This window comes from Marinobacter flavimaris, assembly GCF_045057155.1.
Classification (GTDB): domain Bacteria; phylum Pseudomonadota; class Gammaproteobacteria; order Pseudomonadales; family Oleiphilaceae; genus Marinobacter; species Marinobacter manganoxydans.
Genome location: NZ_CP171359.1, coordinates 727,873 through 748,415 on the forward strand (window position 1 = coordinate 727,873; position 20,543 = coordinate 748,415).

17 protein-coding genes are annotated in these 20,543 nt (G+C 58.2%); 3 read left to right on the forward strand and 14 right to left on the reverse strand.

The window, feature by feature from the left end; all coding sequences use genetic code 11:
* Window positions 1–6 precede the first annotated feature (6 nt).
* Window positions 7–933: a histone deacetylase family protein gene (locus ACGK9W_RS03490; RefSeq protein WP_053114886.1), complete on the reverse strand. Its 927-nt coding sequence runs from the start codon at window positions 931–933 to the stop codon at window positions 7–9.
* 208 nt (window positions 934–1,141) lie between these two features.
* Between ACGK9W_RS03490 and ACGK9W_RS03495 the strand changes: the two genes are divergently transcribed.
* Window positions 1,142–3,886, forward strand: a complete 2,745-nt coding sequence (locus ACGK9W_RS03495) for a GNAT family N-acetyltransferase (protein ID WP_092034051.1) — start codon at window positions 1,142–1,144, stop codon at window positions 3,884–3,886.
* Between the two features lie 56 nt (window positions 3,887–3,942).
* Here ACGK9W_RS03495 and rdgC read toward each other — a convergent pair whose 3' ends face one another.
* The 8 genes from rdgC to ACGK9W_RS03535 are packed head-to-tail and all read right to left on the reverse strand — an operon-like array spanning window position 3,943 to window position 9,687.
* The gene (gene rdgC / locus ACGK9W_RS03500) at window positions 3,943–4,869 is read right to left on the reverse strand and encodes a recombination-associated protein RdgC (protein WP_008171444.1); all 927 of its coding nucleotides are present in this window, start codon (window positions 4,867–4,869) and stop codon (window positions 3,943–3,945) included.
* 19 nt (window positions 4,870–4,888) lie between these two features.
* The gene (locus ACGK9W_RS03505) at window positions 4,889–5,089 is read right to left on the reverse strand and encodes a DUF2788 domain-containing protein (protein WP_008171445.1); all 201 of its coding nucleotides are present in this window, start codon (window positions 5,087–5,089) and stop codon (window positions 4,889–4,891) included.
* A gap of 24 nt (window positions 5,090–5,113) precedes the next feature.
* A complete protein-coding gene (gene yaaA / locus ACGK9W_RS03510) occupies window positions 5,114–5,884 on the reverse strand; it encodes a peroxide stress protein YaaA (RefSeq protein ID WP_008171447.1) in 771 nt (256 codons plus the stop codon).
* 12 nt (window positions 5,885–5,896) lie between these two features.
* Window positions 5,897–6,130 (reverse strand): glutaredoxin family protein, encoded by a 234-nt coding sequence (locus tag ACGK9W_RS03515; RefSeq protein WP_008171448.1) that lies wholly within the window; start codon window positions 6,128–6,130, stop codon window positions 5,897–5,899.
* On the reverse strand, window positions 6,130–6,879 hold the full coding sequence (locus ACGK9W_RS03520; protein ID WP_008171450.1) for a YciK family oxidoreductase: 750 nt from the start codon (window positions 6,877–6,879) through the stop codon (window positions 6,130–6,132). The genes ACGK9W_RS03515 and ACGK9W_RS03520 overlap by 1 nt, the downstream gene beginning before the upstream one ends.
* Window positions 6,880–6,936: 57 nt before the next feature.
* Complete coding sequence (gene gph, locus ACGK9W_RS03525; RefSeq protein WP_104272208.1) at window positions 6,937–7,608, reverse strand: phosphoglycolate phosphatase; 672 nt, start codon at window positions 7,606–7,608, stop codon at window positions 6,937–6,939.
* Entirely contained in the window at window positions 7,598–8,314 is a 717-nt protein-coding gene (gene ubiG, locus ACGK9W_RS03530) for a bifunctional 2-polyprenyl-6-hydroxyphenol methylase/3-demethylubiquinol 3-O-methyltransferase UbiG (RefSeq protein WP_008171454.1), read from the reverse strand. Before ubiG ends, gph begins: the two co-directional genes overlap by 11 nt.
* A 35-nt stretch (window positions 8,315–8,349) precedes the next feature.
* Window positions 8,350–9,687, reverse strand: coding sequence for a TRZ/ATZ family hydrolase (locus ACGK9W_RS03535; RefSeq protein WP_008171456.1), 1,338 nt, complete (start codon window positions 9,685–9,687; stop codon window positions 8,350–8,352).
* Between the two features lie 112 nt (window positions 9,688–9,799).
* Here ACGK9W_RS03535 and mtnA point away from each other — a divergent pair, with 112 nt between their 5' ends.
* Window positions 9,800–10,864, forward strand: coding sequence for an S-methyl-5-thioribose-1-phosphate isomerase (gene mtnA / locus ACGK9W_RS03540; RefSeq protein ID WP_405419078.1), 1,065 nt, complete (start codon window positions 9,800–9,802; stop codon window positions 10,862–10,864).
* On the opposite strand, the gene ACGK9W_RS03545 is transcribed toward mtnA, so the two are convergent.
* The 4 genes from ACGK9W_RS03545 to ACGK9W_RS03560 form a co-directional block, all read right to left on the reverse strand.
* Complete coding sequence (locus ACGK9W_RS03545) at window positions 10,853–11,653, reverse strand: helix-turn-helix transcriptional regulator (RefSeq protein WP_039881881.1); 801 nt, start codon at window positions 11,651–11,653, stop codon at window positions 10,853–10,855. The two genes, mtnA and ACGK9W_RS03545, sit on opposite strands and share 12 nt — an antisense overlap.
* Window positions 11,654–11,672: 19 nt before the next feature.
* Complete coding sequence (locus ACGK9W_RS03550; RefSeq protein ID WP_104272204.1) at window positions 11,673–13,856, reverse strand: carboxy terminal-processing peptidase; 2,184 nt, start codon at window positions 13,854–13,856, stop codon at window positions 11,673–11,675.
* A gap of 248 nt (window positions 13,857–14,104) precedes the next feature.
* Complete coding sequence (locus tag ACGK9W_RS03555) at window positions 14,105–16,255, reverse strand: 3-hydroxyacyl-CoA dehydrogenase NAD-binding domain-containing protein (protein ID WP_008171463.1); 2,151 nt, start codon at window positions 16,253–16,255, stop codon at window positions 14,105–14,107.
* Window positions 16,256–16,284: 29 nt separating this feature from the next.
* On the reverse strand, window positions 16,285–17,493 hold the full coding sequence (locus ACGK9W_RS03560) for an acetyl-CoA C-acetyltransferase (protein WP_092034067.1): 1,209 nt from the start codon (window positions 17,491–17,493) through the stop codon (window positions 16,285–16,287).
* Between the two features lie 188 nt (window positions 17,494–17,681).
* Here ACGK9W_RS03560 and ACGK9W_RS03565 point away from each other — a divergent pair, with 188 nt between their 5' ends.
* Window positions 17,682–17,945, forward strand: a complete 264-nt coding sequence (locus ACGK9W_RS03565; protein ID WP_008171465.1) for a late competence development ComFB family protein — start codon at window positions 17,682–17,684, stop codon at window positions 17,943–17,945.
* A gap of 13 nt (window positions 17,946–17,958) precedes the next feature.
* Here ACGK9W_RS03565 and ACGK9W_RS03570 read toward each other — a convergent pair whose 3' ends face one another.
* Window positions 17,959–20,424 carry a DUF349 domain-containing protein gene (locus ACGK9W_RS03570; RefSeq protein ID WP_273155976.1) on the reverse strand — a complete coding sequence of 822 codons (2,466 nt, stop codon included), beginning with the start codon at window positions 20,422–20,424 and terminating at the stop codon, window positions 17,959–17,961.
* Window positions 20,425–20,543 lie beyond the last annotated feature (119 nt).

Here is a 20,543-nt window from a genome sequence, read left to right on the forward strand (position 1 = left end):
TTGGCGTCAGTAAACCGAATCCAGAACTTCCAGGTGGGCATTGACGCTTTCCGCCAGGGCCCGCAGGTGGTAACCGCCTTCCAGGGTTGAAATGATCCGGTCATTGCTGTGCTCACTGGCGACACTCACAATCATTTCTGTTAGCCAGCGATAATCTTCCGTATCCAGATTCAGTTCTGCCATCGGATCCAGCCGGTGGGCATCAAAACCCGCCGAAATCAGGATCAACTGCGGTTTGAATTCATTCAGGCGCTTCAGCCATCCCGCCTCCACCTGCTTCCGGTACTCTTCAGACGAACAGTTTGCCTCAATCGGAATATTCACGATGTTGTCGGCCTGCCGGTGCACGTGGGAGTGCGGATAGAAGGGATGCTGGAAGCTTGAGCACATCAGGATACGCTCGTCGCCACTGACAATGTCTACGGTGCCATTGCCCTGGTGCACGTCGAAATCGATGATCGCGACCCGCTCCAAATGATGAAAGGTGAGGGCGCGCATGGCGGCCAGGGCAACGTTGTTGTAAAAACAGAACCCCATGGATTTCGCCCGCTCGGCATGGTGCCCGGGCGGCCGGGCACACACAAACGCGTTAGTAACCTGGCTGCTCATGACCATATCCACGGCCTGGATATTGGCACCAGCTGCCAGACGAGCGGCTCGAAGGGTGTCGGGCATCATGGCCGTGTCCGGGTCGGTAAACACGCGGCCGCGGGTCGGTTGCATCAGGTCCAGTTGATGGAGATATTTTTCCGGATGCACCATCAGAAGCTGATCACGGGTGATTTCTTCCGGCCGCACCCAGTCCAGCTTCTGGTCCAGGCCAGTATCAGCAAGGTAGCTGATGATGGCCGCCAGCCGCTCAGGGCTTTCCGGATGTTCCGGCCCCATGTTGTGTTTCATGAAGTCATCGTGGGAAAAGAATGCCGTGGTCATACGTCTCGGACTGCCTTCGATATGCTTATATTTTCTTCAAGCTTATCAGGGAAAACTGCACGATGCCGTGTTTCTTTGGTCTTATAACGGCGATAGTCATTTCACATCGGGGTATCAAGGCCTAAGATAAGAGTTACACTCATAAGTAACCTGTTTTATTACATTTATTTCCCAACGGTCTGCCGGCCGCATACAAAGGAGAGTCAGCTTGAGCACCCGGTATCTGGAGAGCCTGTTTAATCCCGCGTCCATTGCGGTGATCGGTGCGTCGGAGCGGGCAGACAACCTTGGCGGTATGGTGTTGCGGAACCTGATGGGGGGCGGTTATCCCGGCCGGTTACTGGTGGTTAACCAGAACGATTACGACAACGTGCACGGGGTGCCCTGCGTCAAGAAAGTCTCGAAAATGGAATTTTCCCCGGACCTGGCAATCATCTGTACGCCGCCGGATACCGTGGCCAAGACCATCAAGCGGCTGGGGGAGGCCGGGGTGCGCACCGCGATCGTTATGACCGGTGGCATGTCACGTACTCACAGTAAAACCGGCCAGCCCCTGATGTATTCCGTTCGTGAAGCGGCCCGGGAGACCGGAATCCGGGTTCTGGGCCCCAACACCATTGGCCTGATGGTCCCGGCACGCAGCCTGAACGCTACCTACGCCCATATGGGCGCCATCCCTGGCCGGGTTGCCTTCGTTGGCCAGTCCGGCACCATCGCCAGTTCGGTCATCGACTGGGCATTCGCCCGTGGTGTGGGGTTTTCCTACTTCCTGACCCTGGGCGATGGCATGGATATCGATCACGACGACCTGATCGACTACCTGGCGCAGGATACACAGACCCGTGCGATTCTCCTGCACATCGAAAACATTCCCAATGCCCGCCGCTTCATGTCGGCGGTGCGGGTGGCGTCCCGCACCAAGCCGGTGATTGCGGTGAAGTCCGGTCGGGTGCCGGAGTCGGAGTGGTTTCCCCACGACCTCCCTGATGGCCTGAAACGCAGCGATCCGATTTACGACGCCATGCTTCAGAGGGCAGGTGTGCTCCGGGTGGATGGCCTTGGCCAGATGTTTGATGCGCTCGAGACATTGACGCGGATGCGTCCCTTGCGCCGCGAAACCCTGGCGATCATGGCCAATGGGGTCGGCCCCGGGGTGTTGGCCGTGGACCGGTTGGCGGATCTTGGTGGTGAACTGGCAGAGCTGTCGAATTCCAGCATTGAGAACCTGGCCGAGCTGCTGCCACCTTACTGGACCCGCAAAAACCCCATTGACCTTAACTACGATGCCTCGCCGGAACTTTACGGCCAGGCCATCAAGATCCTGGCAAAGGATCCGGAAGTGGCAAACGTTCTGGTGATGTATGCCCCGAGTCTGACGGAGGACAGCCTCCAGATTGCGGACGCGGTTGTGCAGGCGTCCAAGGGCACACGTCTGAATGTGTTCACCTGCTGGCTCGGCCAGAGTACGGTCATGGATGCTCGGGAAGAGTTTTACCGGGCCGGGCTGCCGTCGTTCTTCAATCCCGAAAAAGCCGTGATGGCATTCATGCAGCATGTTCGTCACCAGCGGGTTCAGCGGCTGCTTACGGAAACGCCGGAATCCTTTACCGACCACTTTGCAGACCGCACCCACACCCGTCATGTGGTCAACAGGGCCCTTCGAGCAGGTCGGTATCACCTGTCGAACCGGGAAGCGCGGGACCTGGTGCGGGACTACGGGATCAGCACCATCGAAACCATGTACTGCGACGATATGGAAGAGGTGCTGGAGGTGTTTGCGGTTGAGCGGCGCCCCATCGACATTACCATCATTCACGAGCAGGCGTGCCATCCTTTTCTGGACCTGAGTCCGACCCAGCGTCGGTACAAGGGTACGGTCCAGAAACTGAACAGCGAGGCGGCCATCATGGATTCGTGCCGCTACCTGATGGAGGAGTACAAGAGCCATTTCCCGGAAAGTGGATTTCTAGGGTTTGCGGTTCAGCGTTCCTACCAGCACGTGGGTGGGATCGAGTTCAGTGTCGGCATTACCCGGGACGCATTGTTTGGGCCCCTGGTGGTTTGTGGTGCAGCTGGCGCCCAGATCAACGTGATGACCGATCGTCAGATCGCACTGCCGCCATTGAACATGGTGTTGGCCCGTGAGCTTCTGCGCCGTACCTACATGTACAAGCTGCTGAAAGAACACAGCCTGAAGCCGGAGGAGGATATCCGCGCGGTGTCCGAGACCCTGGTCACCCTCTCACAGATCGTTATCGACATTCCGGAAATCAAGGGGCTTGAGATCTCGCCCTTGCTGTTCAACGAGCAGGGGGCCGTGGCTGTCAATATTGCCATCAATCTGGCCGACAAGCCGGGGCGGCCGATTATTCAGCCTTACCCGCGGGAACTGGAGGAATGGATTGTTTTGCCCAAATCCGGGCGCCGGGTCATCATTCGACCGGTACTGGCGGAAGATGAGCCTGCCCACCGGGCGTTCCATGAGTTGCAGTCGCCGGAATCCATTCGTTACCGGTTCTTCCAGTATCGCAAGCATTTCTCTCGCGAAGACGTAGCCCAGATGGTGCAAATCGATTACGACCGGGAGATGGTTTTTATTGCCAACGCGCCCAGGGAAGACGGGGAAGGCGAGGAAACCCTCGGAACCGTGCGCACCTGGACCGATGCCGATAACCTGCAATGCGAGTTCGCGGTCATGGTGCACGATAAAATGAAGGGCGAAGGCCTCGGCGTTGCCCTGATGCAAAAGATGATCGATTACTGTCGGGCCAGGGGTACCGTGGAAATGGTGGGCAATGTGCTGCCGGATAATCGTCCCATGTTGCAGCTGGCGGAACATCTGGGCTTTGAAATCAAGTTCAATACCGAAGAGGAAGTGATGGATCTGCGGCTGGTCCTGAACGAACCGGAAAAAGACTGGCAGAGAGAGCGGCTGGGAAAGAGCGCCCACTGAAGAGCGCAAGGGAGGCCGGGTCAGATAAAGCGGGTATCTGACCCGGATTTACGGCACTACTCTTCGACAATCGCAGAGCGATCTTCGCCGCCGAGCGCTTCCAGGAGCCCTGGAATCAGCCGGGACAGCTCAAGGGTCATGAGCGTGAAAGCCGCATCAAACTTGGCAGCGTGGTCGTCCACGTCGACATCGTCCAGTTGATCCTGAAGTGTTTCGCCGAACTTGAGGCGACGGATGCCCAGTTCTTCATCCAGCACAAAGGAGACGTTGTCGTCCCAGGTCAGGGACAGCTTGGTCACCTGCATGCCCGCATCCAGATGGTTGCGGATTTCATCGGCTTTCAGGTCCAGGCCTTTGCAGCGAACCACGCCGCCATCTTCAGACGGATCCTTGAGTTCGCATTCAGTGCCCAGAACCACCTTGCCAGGCAGGTCGATGGATTCGTTCAGCCAACCGGTAAAGGTGAAAGCAGGTGCCTGTTCCACCGCGGGTGGACGAACCGGCAGCGATCCGAGGCTCTTGCGCAGAGTCGAGGCCAGATCTTCCGCCTGCTTGGCGGAACCCGCGTCCACCACCAGAACACCGTCCTGGGGGGCGAGGTAGGCAAAGGAGCGGCGGTTCTTGGAGAAGGCCTGGGGCAGCATCTCCAGCATTACCTGTTCCTTGATTTCGTCCTTTTCTTTGCGCCGGACCTTCCGGCCCTGCTCGAACTCGATGGCTTCGGCCTTCTCCTCAACCGCTTCTTTCACCACCGGGCCGGGAAGAATCTTTTCCTCCTTGCGCAGGGCAATCAGGTGATAGCCGTTGGCACTGTGAACCAGCTGTTCGCCATGCTTGCCCAGGGGCGGAACCCAGCCCTGGCGGCTGGTTTCCTGAGGTCCGCAGGGCTTGAAGGCATCGGCCTGGAGCTTGTCTTCCAGCTCTTCGGCAGAGATATCAAAGGGTTTGGTAAATCGGAATACGCGGGCGTTGCGAAACCACATCAGGGCTGGTCCTTGTCTTTCATATTTGCATGATCTCTACGAGTACGGTTTTAACGATAAAGCCCACAACGCCGGCGCCCAGCACCGTAAACAGTGCGATGGTGCCGAACTTGCCGGCCTGGGATTTCTTGGCCAGATCCCAGACGATGACACCCATCCAGACAATCAGGCCGGTCAGAAACACCAGCATGGCGATCTGGGAAAACATTGCTTCGTTCATTGCTGACTCCGATTTCAACGTGGATTACTGTTCATCCCGCAGGAAAACCCAGTTGTTCTTATCGGATTGGTCTTCGCTGAAGTAATAGCCTTCGAGGTTGAATCCCTTGAGGTCGTCGGCCTGGGTAATGCGGTTCTGAATGGCAAACCGACACATCAGCCCCCGGGCTTTCTTGGCATAAAAGCTGATCATCTTGTACTGACCATTCTTCCAGTCCTTGAATTGGGGGGTAATCAGCCGGCCTTCAAGGTCTTTCTTCTTTACGCTTTTGAAATACTCGTTGGAGGCGAGGTTGACCAGCACGCCGTCGTCATCCGCAAGCAGCCGGTTGATCTCCTCTGTGATCTTGCTGCCCCAGAAGGCATACAGATCCTTGCCACGGTTATTCTCGAACCGGGTACCCATTTCCAGGCGGTAGGGCTGCATCAGGTCCAGCGGTTTCAGGACGCCATACAGACCGGAAAGCATGCGCAGATGCTGTTGGGCAAAGTCGAAGTCCTGTTCACTGAAGCTCTCGGCGTCCAGGCCGGTGTACACGTCACCTTTGAAAGCCAGCACAGCCTGCCGGGCATTCTCGGGGGTAAACGGTGTGTGCCAGTTCTGGAAGCGCTCGGCGTTCAGCTGCCCAAGCTTGTCGCTGATGCTCATCAGATTGCTGATCTGGTGCGGCTCCAGCGTTTTAAGCTGGTCGACCAGCTCGCAGGCATCCTCAAGGAATTCCGGCTGAGTATAGGTACTGGTCGCCAGCGGACTCTCGTAATCCAGCGTTTTGGCAGGGGAAATAACCATCAACATGTCAGGCAATCCTCATTGCAGGAATGTAAGTAAGTCATCCCTGGTAAAAGGCCAGTCCAGTTCCACACCGGTATCGTTGCGTCGGAGCACCGGTATCCGGGTACCGTAGCGTTCTACCAGTTCTTCGGACTGGGCAATGTCCACCACGTCTACCGGGATCGGCTCCGGCATGGGCGTGCTTACAAGCAGGGCTTCGGCCAGTTCACACAGGTGGCACTGAGAGGTTGTGTAAAAAAGCAGTTCCATTATTTCGGTTGTGCGTCCAGTTTCTGGCCGTTGACGCCCTGGCTGTCCTTGCCCATGAGGTACAGGTAAATCGGCATCAGGTCCTCTGGTGCCGGATTTTGCTGTGGATTCTCCGCCGGATAGGCGTGGGCTCTCATGTTGGTACGGGTCGCGCCGGGGTTCAGACTGTTTACCCGGACATTGTGACGCTCGTCGTCCAGCTCTTCGGACAGCAACTGGCTCAGGCCCTCTACGGCAAACTTGGAGACGGCATAGGCGCCCCAGTAGGCTTTTGCCTTGCGGCCGACACCAGAGGAGGTGAAGATCACCGAGGCGTCGTCGGATTTGCGAAGCAGGGGAATCATTGCCCGGCTTAGCAGGAAAGGCGCCGTTGCGTTCACGTGCATGACCTTGTTCCAGGTTTCCGGGTCATAAAGCTCCACAGGACTGCGGTCGCCCAGAATTGCCGCGTTGTGCAGCAAACCATCCAGCTGCCCGAAGTTATCTTCCAGGGTCATAGCCAATTCTTCGTAGTCTTTCACCGCGGCGCCCTCGAAGTTCATGGGCACGATGGCAGGCTTGGGGTGGCCCGCTGCCTCAATTTCATCGTAAACCGTTTCGAGTTTGCTGACCGTGCGACCTACCAGTACCACGGTGGCGCCGTGGGCGGCGTAGGCCTTCGCTGCAGCCCGGCCAATGCCGCTGCCGGCACCCGTCACCATTACGATGCGGTCTTTCAGAAGATCGGCGGGTGCTTGGTAATCATGCATAACCTGTCTCCGTGTCAGGCTGTTACCGGCTGAACACCGGATCCTAAATTTGATGCGCTATTGTAACAGCTTTGCCAGATCCGTGACGGTGTCGGCGATGAGGTCCGCTTGCCACAGGTCAATGGCTTCCGGCTCCTCAATGTAACCGTAGCGGACGGCGATGGTTTTCATGCCTGCGTTACGCCCGGCTTCGATGTCCCGTTCGTGGTCGCCCACATAAATGCCGGTGGCGGGATCGGCGCCGATCTGCTGGCAGGCCAGAAAGAGGGCCTCCGGATGAGGTTTGCGCTGGGCAACGTGATCGGGGCAAACCAGAGCCGCGCAACGGTCAGCCAGGTTAAGGGCCTCGATCAGTGGAACCGCGAACCTGGCAGGCTTATTGGTCACAATGCCCCAGGGAATACCTTGCTCCTCGAGGGCTTTGAGAAGCTCGTCCATGCCCTCGAACAGGCTGGTCTCCACTGCCACGCCCGCCTCGTAGAGGTCGAGGAACGCGGTGTGTTTTTCCAGGTATTCCGGATGTTCCGGTTCCAGGCCGAAGCCGACCCGGATCATGGCGCGCGCGCCGTTCGAGACCGAGCGTCGGATATGCTCGTGTGGAAGGGCGGCGAGCCCGTGCTGTTCCCGTAACTGATTAAGGCACCGGATAAAGTCCGGTGCGGTGTCAATCAGCGTTCCATCCAGATCAAACAGGACCGTGGAGGCTCGATGCGTGGTTTCAGGCTTCACGAATATCTCTGGCATGCATCAGATAGTTGACGTCCACGTCCCGTCCTAGCTTGTATACCTTGGTGACGGGGTTATAGGTCATCCCCGTAAGCTCACGGACTTCCAGCCCTGCGTGGCGAAGATGGTCGGACATTTCCGATGGCCGGATAAATTTCTTCCATTCGTGGGTGCCTTTGGGTAGCAACCTGAGCACGTACTCCGCCCCCACAATCGCAAAAAGAAACGATTTCGGGTTCCGGTTGATGGTTGATACAAACAGATGGCCGCCCGGTTTCAGCATGGCGGCACAGGACCTCACCACCGATGCGGGGTCCGGTACATGCTCAAGCATTTCCAGGCAGGTGACCACGTCGTACTGGCCCGCGTGTTCGCTGTCCTCGGCCAGTTCCTCGATGGTGATCTGGCGATAATCCACATTCACGCCGCTCTCCATGCCATGCAGCCGCGCGACGGCCAGCGGAGCCTCGCCCATGTCGATACCGGTAACGTGGGCGCCTCGCTGGGCCATGCCCTCCGACAGCAAGCCACCACCGCAGCCGACATCCAGAGCGCGCTTTCCGGCCAGGGAAACCCGCTCGTCGATGTAGTTCAGCCGCAGGGGATTAATATCATGCAGTGGCTTGAATTCGCTCGAGGGATCCCACCAGCGGCTGGCAAGGGCCTCGAATTTGGCGATCTCGTTCCGGTCTACGTTCTGGTTTGTCATGGTTGGTTCTGCCTGGTGAATCAATAGGAAATCAGTTAGTCAGCCTTTGTGCGGATTCGCCCGGCCCAGTCCTCAACTCGAAGCATGAGATCGGCAACGTCAATGCGGGTAAGCCGGCCATCCTGTACTTGTGGTACGCCGTTAATCCAGCTGTGGCTTACTGATCGACCATGGTTGCTGTATACGAGGTGCGAAGCCGGGTCGTAGACCGGCTGCAAAAACGGGTCGCTCAGGTCAATGGCAATGATGTCCGCCAGCTTGCCCTCGGCCAGAGAACCCAGTTCATGGTCCCGCCCCAGAGCCCTTGCCCCGTTGATGGTGGCCATCTGTAGGGCCTTGTGCGCCGACAGCGCCGAGGCATCATTGGCCACTACTTTGGCCATCATGGCGGCAGTCCGAAGTTCCCCGAACAGATCGAGGTCGTTGTTGCTGGCGGCGCCGTCGGTGCCTATGGCAACGTTGATCCCGCTATCGAGGAGTTCCTGCACCGGACAAAGGCCGCTGGCCAGCTTCAGATTCGATTCCGGGCAGTGGATAACATGGGCGCCCGTTTGTTTAAGCAAGCTGATATCGCTGGCATCGATCTGGGTCATATGGACGCACTGGGTCTCTGGGCGGAGCAGGCCGAGATCCGCCAGCCGGGCTGTCGGCCGTTGACCCAGCTTTTCAGTAGCCTCGGCCACTTCGAATGCCGTTTCGTGCAGGTGGATCTGGATGGCTGCGCCGGTCTTTTCGGAGAGCCGGACGGCTTCAATCATCGGGCCGTCGGACACAGTGTAGGGTGCATGGGGGCCAATGGCCGGCATGATGTAGCAATCGTTTTTCCAGCTGTCGATAAAGTCGGCGCCCTTGCTCAGGTATTCCTCGGGTCCGGCACCCCACGGCGTCGGGAAGTCGAGCAGCGGAAAACAGACTTGCGCACGAATGCCCGTATCGTGCGCCATCTGAGCCGCAATTTCCGGGAAGAAATACATGTCAGAAAACGTGGTGGTTCCCGTACGCAGCATCTCGGCCATGGCCAGTTGGGTGCCATCGGCAATGAACTGCTCGCTGATAAAGCGACCTTCGGCCGGCCAGATATGGTCATTCAGCCAGGTCATCAGCGGAAGATCGTCTGCCATGCCCCTGAACAGGCTCATGGCCGCGTGGCCGTGCATGTTGATCAGGCCGGGCATGACGACGTGGTTCGGAAGATCAACGGTTTCCCGGGTTCTGAACGATCTGTCCGCCTGTTCCTGGGGAATGACTGCGGCAAGGCGGTCACCCTGGATAATCACTGCATAATGCTCAAGTACCGTGCCTGCCGGCTCAATCGGGATCAGCCAGCGCGCGTTGATGCGAATATCGGCTGCGGTGATAGTGTCTGCCGTCATTTATCCTGCCTTACAGCGCATGGCGCGGAGCTTCCACACCTTGAAAATGTAGCCCGGAAGTATAACCGTTATACTGGCAGTTTTCAGCGCTGAAAAACCGGAGCAGTCTTCTATGACAACAACCCCGAAACCCTCCCAAGAACGGGCCATTGGCACCGTTGCGATTCGCTGGCACGGCAGCAGTCTTGAGCTGCTGGATCAACGCCTGCTGCCGGGAGAGGAGCACTGGATAACGCTGGAAGGCGCTGCCGGTGTAGCGCAGAGTATCCGGGATATGGTGGTTCGGGGCGCTCCTGCAATCGGCATCAGTGCAGCCTACGGGGTGGCCCTTGCGGCCAGACATGCCGGTGGCGGGGACTGGAAGGCCGAAATCAAACAGGCCATTCGCGAGCTTGCAGCTTCACGTCCGACCGCAGTAAACCTGTTCTGGGCGCTGCAGCGCATGGAAAGGATTTTCCACGCGTGCCATTCGCTGGACGAAGCGGTAAAACGCCTGGCCTCGGAGGCCCGGGCCATACATGAGGAAGACCTGGCCGCCAACTTTGCCATGGCGGACCATGCCCTTGAGTTTATCGGAGCAGAGGCACCGTTTTCGGTGCTGACCCATTGCAATACCGGTGCATTGGCCACCGGGGGCTACGGTACGGCACTGGGCGTTGTTCGTCGTCTCCATGAGGAAAAGCTGCTGGCAGACGTCTATGCCGACGAGACTCGCCCCTGGCTTCAGGGTGGCCGGTTGACGGCCTGGGAACTTTCACGCGACGGCATTCCCGTCACGTTGAATGCCGATGGTGCCGCTGCCGCCATCATGGCCCGGAAAGACGTACGCTGGGTGATCGTCGGCGCGGATCGAATAACTGCCAATGGTGATGTGGTCAACAAGATCGGCACCTACAGCCTGGCGGTTCTGGCCCGCCATCACAAAGTGGGCTTCATGGTGGTCGCGCCTTCAAGCACGGTGGACATGGCCACGGCGTCAGGGGCAGATGTGGCCATTGAGGAGCGCGACGGCATTGAGATCCGGGAGATACGCGGTATCGGGTTGGCGCCGGAAGGCATCAACGCATTCAATCCGGTCTTTGACGTGACACCGGCAAGCCTGATCGACGCGATCGTTACTGAAAAGGGCGTGGTGCATAACCCGAATATAACCGGTATGCAGGCGTTATTTGGTTGACGGTGGGGTGCGCTCCGGCTGCTTCTTTTTGGCGGCAGGCTTGTCAGGTGACCTTTTCACGTCGGGGTGCTTTTCCTCGTAGGTGGCCCTGAGTTCGGCCACCTGCCGTTCCTGCTCCTCAATAAAGTGCAGGGACATTTCAAAGCTTTGACGGGTGAACTCCAGCACTTTCTGGAAACCTTCATCCGAGAGCGTGCGAGCGTCATCATGCCGGCGGAAGATGTTGATAAACTCCCGCTCCCGCTCAAATTGCAGGGGCAGTCTCGCCACGCCCCAGTCATTCAGAATCTGCCAGACTTCGGGATTGTAGTTGCGCGTGGTGCGCATGATGAACGGGATGGGATCGTTTCTGGCAATGAGGGCTGCCAGACGTAGTATCAGTTCGAAGGACAGGGTGGTGGTGCCGTTCTCTATAGCCTCCAGGACGGACTTGTCCCGCAGGTTAAGGGCCTCGCTCATTTCAGATACGGTGAGGCCGGCCACTTCGCGGATGTCTTTGAGAGACTGGCCTGCTGTGAGCATTGCCCGCAGCTGATCCTGGGAATTGATCAGTGCCCGGCCCACCCGAAGAGACGTATCCGTCGCCTTGACCCCGAAGCGGAGCGCAGACCCGGTAAGGCTTGCCAGGCGGTCGATCAGGCCTTCCGGCGTTCGTTCCTGAGCCGCCGGTTTCTCCAACCCTTCCACTTCCTCCAGGGAGCGCATGGCATGTAGCGCGTCCAGTAGCATGTCTTGCAACATCCGTGCTTTCTGGTGGCTATCCTGTCCGCCTGCGTCCTGCTCAGTCATGAGACTTGGAGCTGCCTGTTCAACGTGTCACTGCGGCGGCCGGAGACTGTGCCGCAAATTGCTGGGGATCCAGGATCGATGCCATGCGGTTATCAAGGTCCAGCATGTCGGCCATGATATGTCCACCTTCCCGTATCACGAAATCCAGCTCCTCATCGGTGGAATTCAGGTCCGCCGCCTGCTGGTCTTGCCAGTCTTCAAGGTCTTCCAGCGACTCGAACGGTGTCTGGCCTTTCAGTTCACGACGGGCATTTGCGATCGTGAGCCGTGTGCGTTCAATCTGTTCGTGCTCAGCGCGGCGTTCTTCCAGGTTGAGGCTGACGCTGTCGGTGGCGCGCTGTTTGGTCAGGAAGTCGATCTCCTGCTTCAGCAGGCTGAACTCAGGGTTGGTTGAGAACCGCTCTTCGTGCCGCTTGCGAAGCTCATCGATAATGCCGCTGAAATCGAAGTAGCGTGTATGCGGCACGGCCTCGATCTGGTCCCAGGGCAGGGCATGATCCAGGGCGTCCTCACCGATGCGGGTCTTGTCGATACGAGAAGGAATCTCGATGTCCGGGATAACCCCTTTGTGTTGCGTGGAGCCGCCGGATACCCGATAGAACTTGGACTGGGTGATCTTGAGTTGCCCGTGGTTCAGGGGACGCACAGCCTGAACGGTGCCCTTACCAAAGGTCTGGGAACCGACAACCAGTCCGCGGCCATAGTCCTGGATGGCGCCGGCGAAAATTTCGGACGCTGACGCACTCATGCGGTTGGTGAGTACCACCAGAGGCCCGTTGTAGGCCACGGAAGGATCCTCGTCATTGAGTACCTGCACATCGTTATTGGCGTTGCGAATCTGAACGGTGGGGCCCTTGTCAATAAACAGGCCGACCAGATCATTGGCTTCGTGCAGCGCACCACCGCCGTTGTTTCGCAAATCCATCACCAGGCCGTCAACGCCGTCGGCTTCGAGCTCCGCAATCAGGTTGCGGACATCGCGGGTCGTGCTCTTGTAATTCGGGTCACCAGCCTGCATGGCCTGGAAATCCGCATAGAACGTGGGGATGGTAATGACGCCAATCGTATATTCCTTGCCACCACGTTCAAGACGTATGGTGTCCTTGCTGGCGCTCTGCTCTTCCAGCTTTACTTCATCGCGTTTGATGGCGATGGTCTCGGTAATGGTCTCGTCGGAGGCATTGGCCGGAATCACTTCCAGTGTGACGGTCGAATTGCGCGGCCCACGAATCAGATCCACCACTTCGTCCAGACGCCAACCGATCACATTCACCGGCTTTTCGTCTTCCTGTGCGACAGAAACAATGCGATCTGCGGGCTCAAGCTGACCCTGCTTGGAGGCGGGCCCGCCGGGTACCAGTCTCACCACCTTGGTGTATTCGTTGTCCGACTGAAGCACAGCACCGATGCCTTCCAGTGAAAGGCTCATGTTGATATTGAAGTTTTCTGAGGTGCGCGGCGAAAAGTAGGACGTGTGCGGGTCCCACATGCCGGTAAACGCATTCATATAGGCCTGGAAGGCATCTTCACTGCGGGCCTGGTACGCGCGCTTCAACTGGCCTTCGTAGCGGCGGCGCAGGGTTTCAACGATGGCTTCGTCTTCTGCCCCGTTCAGGCGCTGAGCCAGCACCGCATTTTTAATGCGCTTGACCCAGAGATCGTCCAGGGCCTCGGCGTTCGATTCCCAGTCCGCTTTCGAGCGGTCGACCAGAATACTTTCGTTGGCCGAGAAATCCAGCGTGTCGATGCCCTTGTCGATTGTTTCCAGAGCAAACTGGAGGCGCTCGATAATCCGTTGCTGAACCAGATTGTAAATATCGAATCCGGGCTGAAGCTGACCTGTTTTCAGGGCAGAGCCGAGTTGAGTGCGGATTTTGTCGAACTTCGCAATGTCGTCCTGCGAAAGATAGATTCTCTGCCCGTCGAGGTAATCCAGGTAGGCATCAAACACATCTCCGGAGAGTTCATCGCTGATTCCGAGGTCCCGGAAGTGGGTAAACTGCAGTTGACGGGCGATCAGGATATTGGCTCGCGCCTGATCAATCGTCGGTGCAACTGGCTCGTACACGTCTGGAGTTTCAACGTTCGCATGAAGCCCCAGTGGCGCAGACAGCAGCAATGCTACAGTCATTGCCTTGCACACCCCGAACCGAACAGATCCGGCCGAAGAGCGACGAGCCATAATTCTTTCCGCGATGGTCATAAATGCTTACCCGACGGTGTTGGTAGCCCCTCGGTTTGCGAGGGAGTGTCTACCCGTGACTTATTAAATTTATTGTAGGCAAGCACTACACCCGATGCCATAGGCAGGGCGTATCGGATCGTGACAATCTGTCCATGAAGACGCCACGTTCGTAACTGAGGGATCATCGGGGTTGAGGCGTGTTGCACACGGGGAAACTGCCGGGAGAATCGGTAAATCCTCCCGGCAGCAGACGTGCAGAGGCTGAATCAGGCGAACGGTGTGTTCGTTTCCGCCTTTTCCTGCAACAGTCTGGGTGGTGCAAAGCGTTCACCATAGGTCTCGGCGAGCGCCGATGCCCGCTCCGTGAATGCTCTCACGCCATACTGATTGATGAACTGAATCGCGCCACCGGTCCACGGCGCATAGCCAATGCCAAAGATACTGCCGATATTCGCATCCTCTACCGTTCGCAATACGCCTTCCTCCAGACAACGAACGGTTTCGATGGCCTGAATGAAGAGGATCCGGTCTTTCAGCTCCTGCAGTTTGACCGTTCTTGCCTTCTCCGCGTTCACGAACAGAGTTTCCAGCTCCGGCCAGAGGTGTTTCTTGCCGTTGGCAGGGTACTCGTAGAAGCCCGCGCCCGCAGCCTTGCCCTTGCGTCCATGTTCGTTGACCATCGCATCAGTGACGGCCTCCGCTGGGTGGGGATTCCAGGTTCCGCCGGCGGCTTCGGTATCCTTCCTGCTCTGATCCCGGATGTGTTGCATCAGGGTCATGCTGACTTCGTCGGAAATCGCCAGTGGCCCGACGGGCATACCGGCCAGCACCCCCGCGTTTTCAATGCTCGCTGGATGAATACCTTCGCCAAGCATGCAGATGCCCTCGTTGACGAAGGTCCCAAAGACCCGCGAGGTAAAGAACCCTCGACTGTCGTTGACCACCACGGGAATCTTTCCGATCTGCTGAACGTAGTCAAACGAGCGCGCCAGGGTTTCATCCGAGGTTTTTTCGCCGACGATGATTTCTACCAGCTGCATCTTGTCGACCGGTGAGAAGAAATGCAGGCCAATGAAGTTCTCGGCGTTCGCAGAGGCTCCGGCGAGCTGGGTAATGGGGATGGTTGAGGTGTTGGACGCAAAAATCCCGTTTGCCACCAGTTTGGGTTCCGCTTCCTGGGTCACTTTTGCCTTCAGTCCACTGTCCTCGAAGACCGCCTCGATCACCAGGTCACAGCCTTCCAGATCGTCTGACGAATCGGTGGCCTTGATGCGGCTCAGGATGTCTGCCTTCTGTTCTTCCGTCATTCGGCCACGGCTGACCTTCTTGGCGAGCAGGTTCTCCGAGTAGCTTTTGCCTTTTTCGGCATTTTCAACGGAGACGTCTTTCAGCACCACATCGATACCCCGTGTCGCCGTTGAATAGGCGATACCTGCGCCCATCATGCCTGCGCCCAGAACACCCACCTTGCGGAAGGTTTCTTTCTCAACGCCCTCGGGGCGGCTGCCGCCCGCCTTGATGGCGTTCAACTGGAACCAGAAGGTGCCGGTCATGTTCTTGGCAACCTGGCCGATCACCAGTTCCGCAAAATACCGGGTCTCGATCAGGCTGCCGTTATCGAAATCGACCTGAGCGCCTTCAACGGCAGCAGAAAGTATGCGCTCCGGGGCCGGATAGCAGCCTTTGGTCTTCTGCTTCAGCATGGCCGGAGCGATCGCCAGCTTCTGCGCCATGGCAGGATGGTGGGGCGCGCCACCCGGGAACCTGAAGCCTTTCTGGTCCCACGGCTGCTGACATTTCGGGTTGGCCTCAATGAACGCTCGGGCTTTCGTGATCATATCGTCGGCAGAATCTGCCAGTTCGTTGATAATGCCGGCCTTGAGCGCAGCTTTCGGATTTACCTTTTTGCCTTCCATCAGGAACGGGAAGGCTGCCTCCAGGCCAATCATTCGAGGCAGTCGCTGGGTGCCGCCGCCACCTGGCAGCAGGCCCAGAGTCACTTCCGGCAGTCCAAGTTGAATGCTGTCGTCATTGATGGCGACACGGTAATGACAGGCGAGGGCAATCTCGAGGCCGCCACCCAGGGCGGAGCCGTTGATGGCTGCCACCACGGGTTTTCCGGTGGTTTCCAGAAACCGCATGTGCGATTTCAGGCCGTTGACCATATCCTCGAAAGTCCCGGCGTCTTCGCGCGTGACCTTATGCAGTTCTTTCAGGTCGCCGCCGGCAAAAAACGTCTTTTTGGCGGAGGCAATGATGATGCCGCGAATGTTATCCAGGTCTTCCTTCACTTTTGCGGCGGTTTCCGACAGGGCGTCCCGAAAAGCAGCGTTCATGGTGTTGGCGGACTGGCCGGGCATATCGATGGTGAGGGTCAGGATCTGGTCTGAACCCAGTTCGTAACGAATAGCACTCATAATTGGTTCTCCTGGAAAAGTGGACGGGTTCAGACGCGCTCAATGATGGTGGCAATGCCCATGCCGCCACCGACGCACAGTGTGGCCAGGCCGTAGCGCAGCTCGCGCCGCTCCAGCTCATCCAGCAGGGTGCCAAGGATCATGGCGCCGGTGGCACCCAGCGGGTGGCCCATGGCGATAGCCCCGCCGTTCACGTTCACTTTTTCGCCGGGAACCGAGAGTTCCCGCTGGAAGCGCATAACCACAGAGGCGAAGGCCTCGTTCACTTCAAACAGATCGATCTGATCGGCAGTCATGCCCGCCTTTTCCAGTGCCTTGCGCGCTGCCGGGGCGGGGCCGGTGAGCATGATGGTGGGGTCTGTGCTGGTCACGGCCGTGGCGATGATGCGAGCGCGCGGCGTCAGCCCCATGGCTTTGCCCTTGGCTTCACTGCCGATGAGCATGGCGGTGGCACCGTCGACGATACCTGAGGAGTTGCCGGCATGATGAACGTGGTTAATCTTCTCCACGTAGTGGTATTTCTCCCGGGCGACACCGTCGAAGCCCATCTCGCCCATCATCTGGAAGGAGGGTTTCAGGCCGGAAAGGCTTTCCAGGGAAGTGTTGCCACGCACATGCTCATCGCGATCAAGGATCACCACGCCATTCTGGTCAGTGATCGGAATGATGGACTTCGCAAAGTAGCCGTTCTGCCAGGCATTGGCCGCTTTCTGCTGGGATTTCACGGCAAAGCCATCAACGTCTTCACGGCTGAAGCCCTCGAGGGTGGCAATCAGGTCTGCGCCGATGCCCTGGGGCATGAAACCGGTATGCAGATTGGTTTCCGGATCTGTGGCCCAGGCTCCGCCGTCGGAGCCCATGGGCACACGGGACATGGCCTCCACGCCGCCGGCAACCACCATGTCTTCCCAGCCAGAGCGAACTTTCATGGCCGCCAGATTCACGGCTTCCAATCCGGAGGCGCAGAAACGGTTCAGGGTGACGCCCGCCACTTTTTCATCCCAGTCAGCGGCCAGCGCTGCCGTCTTGGCGATATCCGCACCCTGGTCACCCACGGCGGTCACGCAGCCCATCACAATGTCGTCCACCTGGGCGGTATCCAGGCTGTTCCTCTCCTGCAGCGCATGGAGCACCGTGGTCAACAGCGAGATGGGTTTGACGCTGTGAAGTGATCCGTCTTTTTTTCCGCGCCCCCTGGGGGTGCGGACTGCATCGAAGATATAAGCCTCGGTGGTCATTGCTTGTCCTCTGGTCATATTGTTTTCGGGTTTGATTTACCGATGACACAACCATAGCCGGTTGCGGTTGCAGGGGGTAATGACGCGGGCTGCCAATCGCATTGGCGAAATTGCTCATGAACCATGACAAGGAGGGGGCTAGCTTCTATGGTGTTAGAAACCGCAGACGAATTCGGGAGGCGGAAGCCATGTCTCTGCGAGATGCAATCGACAATTTCTACGAGCGGCTGGTGGTGGATGCCATCGAGGCAACGCGGGAGGAGTCTGACACAGCGGACTATCTGACCGATGTTATGTGCGTGGCTCTCAACCGACTGCCCACACGGTATTACCGGCATTCAATCGATATGATGTTTTACCTGGCGGACGAGGAACTCAAGGAGATGAAACAGAAATCCCTGGCCGCCGTAAAGGAAGCCAGGGAATTCGTCAGGGAACATCAGCGGGAGTAGACCGCTGGGCGCCTCAGGCCTCGTTCAGATTGGCGATGGCCCTGTTCAGTCGCTCAGCGAGCTCCGTGTCCGCGTTTTTGCCAGTGCCACCCAGGCACCAGGCTGCCAGCAGTTTCTCTACATCCTGCATTTGATCCGTGCTGTTGTCGGCGGAACCCATGCCATTGGCAAGGCGCTGAACCTGGATTTCCATGCGGCGCTGCTGATCGGCTTCGGGGGAGGGCACGCCGCAAAGGATTTCTGCGCGAATCACCAGCTCGACCGGATCGCTGGCGTCTGACGTTTCGGCCAGCGCAGCCCAGTGCTGAGGCGCTGATTCACTCCCGGACTGGCCCGCTGTGGCCGCCATCACCAGAGACTGCCAGGAAGCCATTTTTGCCTGCAATCTCAGAGCCGAGAGAATCTTGCTCAGCCGCTGCTTTTCTTGCTGGACCTGTTCCCTGACGCCTTTTGAGAGCGTAGCGGCATCAATATCCTTGAGCGTCGCCAGGGCCGCAGTGACTGCCTGTTCGTCACTTTCCGGGGATATTCCTGAAACCTGATTCAGGCCTGCTTGCGCCGTCTCGTCGGCGGCCCGTGATGCCTGCTGCTGTTCCGAGCGCTCGGCATCACGGCGGGCAAAGATCTGGTCACAGGCCTTTCGGAACGCCTGCCATAGTTTGCGGTCTTCCCGATGGCGGGTGATTCCGATGGCTTGCCAGTCTCCCTGGAGGGCCTTGGCCTGGTTCATGGCCTCCTGAAGCGGCTCGTGTTCGACCAGGGCCTGGGCCTTGTCCACGATCGTCTGTTTCAGGCCTTCGTTCTTGCGCCGTTCCTCGTCCAGGGGTGCTTCCAGCCTCTTGAGCAGTTCATCGAAGCGCTTTTGAACGCCCCGATTGTCGCGGAATTCCACTGGCCAGGCCTCTTTCCACTCCTGGCGAGCGGTCTGGTGGATTCGTTCCGCGGCTTTCCAGTCGATGGAAGACCAGTCGGCATTGTCCAGGAAGCTTTCGAGCTGCTGGCAAATGGCGGACCGTTTTTCCAGATTGGCCTGTTTGAGGCCGGACTTGGCAGAGAAGTAGGCCTTGCAGGGCTCGTAAGCCTTGTCCGAGGCAGCTTTGAACCGGGACCACAGCGAGCGATCTGAAGAGCCGCCGAGATCGCGCCACTCATTCTGCAACTCCTTGATTCGCTCGGCCTTTGCTTCCGGATCCATTGGCTGCTCTGCCAGGTATTCCATTTGCTCGCACAGGGCAATCTGCTTGGGTTCCGTGGCGAAGCCCTGCCAGTCCGAGAGTTCACGCAATTGCCCGGTAAGCAGCTGCATGCGCGCCTGATAGGGTTTTGCGTGGCGCTGGTCCAGATCCCGGAAGTGCTGTTGTGCCGTTTTGAAGAGCTGTTTGGATTCTTTCAGCTGTTTGGCCTCCAGAGCCTCCTCCAGTTGCCTGATTTCGGCCTCGAGGCGAGTCGTCAGAGCTTTCTGTTGCTCCTGATCAACTCGGGGCTCTGCCGGTTTCTTGCGTTTGCCGGCCAGCTTCCGCAATGGCTCCAGTAGTGCCGGGATGGGATAGCCTTCCGGCCAGTTGATCTCGGCAACCAGTGTCTTTGCCTGGGCACGCTGCTCGTCGGTGGCATCGTCTGCGCGCTCGAGCAGTGCGCCAAGTTCGACGATGGTTTCCCGTTCCTGGGTAATCCGACGGACAGAGCTCAGGTAATTGCGCAGTGCCAGCATGGCGTTTTCGTAGGCTTTCTGTTCCTGCTTCTCCACTGCCGTATCCCGGGTTGCTTCCAGCCAGCGGTTTTCCTGGGTTTTCTGGAGTGCATCCAGGGACGCCAGTGAGGGCAGTGTTTCAGGCGGTTGAGACTTGAGCTCGTCCAGTGTGCGGGTCAGCAGATCCAGGGTTTCCTGACGTTGCAGCTTCTGCTCGCGCTGGCGCTTTTCATCTTCCGCCGCAGATTGCAGGGCCGCAATGCGCTCTTTGCACAGGTGAACCGCTTCGAGAAAGGCCTGGGCCTGTTCCGGTGAGGCGTGTGTTTCCACCTCTGTCCATTGTTTCAGCAGGGCATCGAGCCGGGCCCCATAAAGCTTGGTATCGTCACTCTTCGCCTGATCCTGCGCGTGGCGGGTAAGGGTAGCGATGGTCTGGCTGATGCTGTCCAGCCGGGCCTGTTCTTCGCGCCGCTGCTGCAGTGCCAGTTTAACGATCTGGTAGACACCTTTGTCACGGCCTTTGGCCTGTTTCTGCACGTCCTGCAGGCTGGCTTCGTCGGTCAGTCTGCCTGCAGCGGACTGCCGGATATCCGCGGTAACGCCCTCAATGGCAAGCTTGGCCAGGACATCCTGGGATGGTGCGCTCTCCAGTGTTTTGAGCTGTTCTTCCCTCCGGTCAGTCCGGGTATCTTCCTGTTCGACAGGCTCTGGCTGGGTGGCTTTCCGCTGTTTTGGCGTTGCCTCGGTTGTCTTGCGGGATTTGAACAGTTTCTGGATGAACGCGGCCATAAGAGTATCCTTGGGTGTTGAAACCAGTTCACGGTGTCGGGCAAAGTTGTGCCGCCACCGGCCGTCGGCATCCGGTCAGGGATACCGGGTAGTTTGACTGGTCAGCCTGAGGTGCTGGC

Coding starts and splice junctions, on each gene's coding strand:
- ACGK9W_RS03565 (WP_008171465.1), top strand. CDS start 17,682: ATGTCTCTGCGAGATGCAATCGACAATTTCTACGAGCGGCTGGTGGTG.
- ubiG (WP_008171454.1), bottom strand. CDS start 8,314: ATGACAAACCAGAACGTAGACCGGAACGAGATCGCCAAATTCGAGGCC.
- ACGK9W_RS03490 (WP_053114886.1), bottom strand. CDS start 933: ATGACCACGGCATTCTTTTCCCACGATGACTTCATGAAACACAACATG.
- ACGK9W_RS03515 (WP_008171448.1), bottom strand. CDS start 6,130: ATGGAACTGCTTTTTTACACAACCTCTCAGTGCCACCTGTGTGAACTG.
- ACGK9W_RS03545 (WP_039881881.1), bottom strand. CDS start 11,653: ATGACTGAGCAGGACGCAGGCGGACAGGATAGCCACCAGAAAGCACGG.
- ACGK9W_RS03555 (WP_008171463.1), bottom strand. CDS start 16,255: ATGAGTGCTATTCGTTACGAACTGGGTTCAGACCAGATCCTGACCCTC.
- mtnA (WP_405419078.1), top strand. CDS start 9,800: ATGACAACAACCCCGAAACCCTCCCAAGAACGGGCCATTGGCACCGTT.
- ACGK9W_RS03535 (WP_008171456.1), bottom strand. CDS start 9,687: ATGACGGCAGACACTATCACCGCAGCCGATATTCGCATCAACGCGCGC.
- ACGK9W_RS03570 (WP_273155976.1), bottom strand. CDS start 20,424: ATGGCCGCGTTCATCCAGAAACTGTTCAAATCCCGCAAGACAACCGAG.
- rdgC (WP_008171444.1), bottom strand. CDS start 4,869: ATGTGGTTTCGCAACGCCCGCGTATTCCGATTTACCAAACCCTTTGAT.
- yaaA (WP_008171447.1), bottom strand. CDS start 5,884: ATGTTGATGGTTATTTCCCCTGCCAAAACGCTGGATTACGAGAGTCCG.
- ACGK9W_RS03560 (WP_092034067.1), bottom strand. CDS start 17,493: ATGACCACCGAGGCTTATATCTTCGATGCAGTCCGCACCCCCAGGGGG.
- ACGK9W_RS03505 (WP_008171445.1), bottom strand. CDS start 5,089: ATGAACGAAGCAATGTTTTCCCAGATCGCCATGCTGGTGTTTCTGACC.
- ACGK9W_RS03520 (WP_008171450.1), bottom strand. CDS start 6,879: ATGCATGATTACCAAGCACCCGCCGATCTTCTGAAAGACCGCATCGTA.
- ACGK9W_RS03550 (WP_104272204.1), bottom strand. CDS start 13,856: ATGACCATCGCGGAAAGAATTATGGCTCGTCGCTCTTCGGCCGGATCT.